At 42.9% G+C, this 2,604-nt stretch carries 3 protein-coding genes; all 3 read left to right on the top strand.

Going from position 1 to position 2,604, the window contains the following annotated elements; translation table 11 throughout:
- The first annotated feature begins 38 nt into the window (after nucleotides 1-38).
- Entirely contained in the window at nucleotides 39-1,100 is a 1,062-nt protein-coding gene (locus tag V7Z69_RS09760) for a hypothetical protein (protein WP_334139794.1), read from the top strand.
- A gap of 80 nt (nucleotides 1,101-1,180) precedes the next feature.
- On the top strand, nucleotides 1,181-1,999 hold the full coding sequence (locus V7Z69_RS09755) for a hypothetical protein (protein ID WP_334139793.1): 819 nt from the start codon (nucleotides 1,181-1,183) through the stop codon (nucleotides 1,997-1,999).
- 99 nt (nucleotides 2,000-2,098) lie between these two features.
- On the top strand, nucleotides 2,099-2,509 hold the full coding sequence (locus V7Z69_RS09750; protein WP_334139792.1) for an STIV orfB116 family protein: 411 nt from the start codon (nucleotides 2,099-2,101) through the stop codon (nucleotides 2,507-2,509).
- Nucleotides 2,510-2,604 lie beyond the last annotated feature (95 nt).

Raw genomic sequence — 2,604 nt, 5'->3', positions numbered from 1 at the left:
TATACTTTGTATAGTGAGACACCACAAGGGGGTATAAAATGGTTAAAATAGGAGAAGATATACAGGTAAAGGTTGTGGAAAAAGATTTTTACTGCCGCAAATGCGGCAGCATGACCAGTAGATGTAAGATTCAACATCGCTCAGGGTGGTTTGCTAGATTTATGGTTTTTTATGAGAAGGCGGGTGCGGGGTTCGAATTTATAGCAGGAGTAGGAGAGGCAGAAAAAATTCCTCTTGGAATTGAGCTTGATGTTCCAACGTGGACTGGAATGTCGGGCTGTGCCGATTTTGGCGCTGTCTATATGACTGGCGGAGGGTGGTATAGGTTCAAAAAGCCGCTTTTTGTTCGCCAGATCCGGGAAGCTCACTTTGAGGAAGCACAGTCTCTACCCCTTACTACTATTGAGAAAGACTGTGTATATCAAATTTTAAATAAGTATAAGGTAGACATAGCTGTTTGGCTGGTGAGGTACGGATACCTTGAGCCAATCACAGGCGATATGGGGTTTTTATCGGATGTGAGGCCTTTGGTACTCACATACCGCAGAGATAAAATTCATCGCTTGCCTTTAGGAATGGAGCTAGAGGAAATAAAAGACTCTTTTACGACAAAAGCCTCTTTTGGAGGAATTAAGTTCCATATTGTTAAAGGAAAAGTGAATATGGATCTCCCATACACCTTTACAGGAGAATTCAATGTTAGTGTTGGGGGCAAGGAAATATCGTACAGTCTACATAACGAGAGAAGAGTAGTGTATCTGTTGGATAAAAACAGAGTTTCTTCGTGGATTCAGTATGGCGATGATGTATGTTATCTGCGTAATATAGGGAATTTGCACCGTGTGCAGGAGTTGCATAACAGATTAGGAAACATAGTTTTTATTCCTATGGCATTTGCCAATATGTATGAAATGCTTCCAAATGCCGCTTACAGCGACTTAGAAACCGACGACATAGAGCTTCTGAAGGGAACAATAGAGGAAAAGGATGGTGCTCTGATAATCAGTAGTCCAACTGTCCTGTACAGTAGCAGTTGGGGTGTGCTGGCACCATCAGATATATATGAGCAGTATGTTATTAAAAAGCTCGAAGAGTGGTGAATAAAATGTTTAAAAACACAAAAAAATAATATCCTTTTATTAAGAACGACAATTTATTGGAATTTATTGGAGGGGTAAAGATGGTAAAGATATGTGGGTATTATCCAGCGGAGCAGGATCATGTTATGTTGACTGATGTGAATGTTCGGGTGAGGAAGGCTTATGATAAAAACGTAAAACTTCCTCCGCAACTGCAGTTTTTTGTAAGGGAGGGGTATTGGAAGCACTTGGATATCACTCGAAAAATAAAAAAGTTCCCTCTAAAGCTGGTTGTTAAAGAGGGATACAGCCTACTTGCGGGAGAATTGTCAGAGAACCGGGTGATTGAGGTCACGCACACTCTGCCCGGTTCGGGGTATTTGTCTGTCCAAGCATATGTCCCAGAGCTGAGAGTGAAGGGCTTTACGTTCAGTGCTGTTCTTGCTGAGCGTGGAGGCGGGCAAACAGAAGAAGGAAGGAGTACAATCATCTGTGGCCCGAGCGGAGAGAAACTTGTGCCCTTCAAGGTTGTTGATAGTGGGCACTTAGCAAACGGGACACATGCGCTGTTTGGTGTAAAACCCAATACTTTTTGGGTAGAGATAGATGCCTTTCGAAGCGGCGACGAATACAGCGTTTGTCTTACTGAGAGGTTCCTTTCTCTATCTCTTGATTTGAGAGAGCAGGTCCTCTGGCATGCCGATGATATTGTCGTGGAGGCAGACGGGACATGGAAACGCCGAAACGGCAAGGGCCTCCCTAAAAAGGTGGAGATATTCCGTACTGCTGTGCAGGCAGCAATAGATAAGGCTAACTGCTACCACTGTAGGGGGCCGCATTATGTACAAGATAGAGATGTGGAAGTTTCGGCGGAGCATGAGGAATATCTGGAGGCAATTTCATCGGATTTAGTGAGGTAGAGGTAACAATGAAGAAAAAGTTGGTTTGTCCCAACTGTAGGGATCAATTGGGAAGTAAACAGTAGCGAATATTCTATGATCATTGAGAGGAGGAAGAAAATGATTAAAAAATTAACTGTAAAATTGATGAATTCGGCCATGATGCCTGAAGAAGGTTTTTACAGGTGTCGAAGTATATCCCCAGAAGAAGCACGGTGGATCATCAAACAAAACAACGCACAGATAGAAAGCTATATAGGCTACCCAGAAACAGCCCAGTATATGGAAAAAACTTTAGGCGTTCCTGTCCCTGTGAATAGAGGGAACACCCGCTTTGATGCCGGTGATATCGCCCTAATCTGCAAACTCAGATACAGAGTAGCCAATCCAGCAGAAAAAGGAAAACAAAATATAGACACTCGTGACTACGAGTGGTTTATAGTGGAATACTACGGAGACAGAGTATTAGACGTTATCCAACAGCTAGAACAAGAAATAGCACAAAACTTGGAAGGGTCTCAAGAAAGGTAGAGGGATATGGCAAAACAAAAAGAAGCGGGGGAATTTCCCCCGCTCTTCGTTTTTCTTTATGGATATTATCTGTCATTGAACCACTCCCAACACTC

The organism is Thermovirga lienii (genome assembly GCF_036847465.1).
Taxonomy (GTDB): Bacteria; Synergistota; Synergistia; order Synergistales; family Thermovirgaceae; genus Thermovirga; species Thermovirga lienii.
Note: the sequence above shows the minus strand (reverse complement) of the source record. Positions and strands in the feature narration are given on the sequence as shown.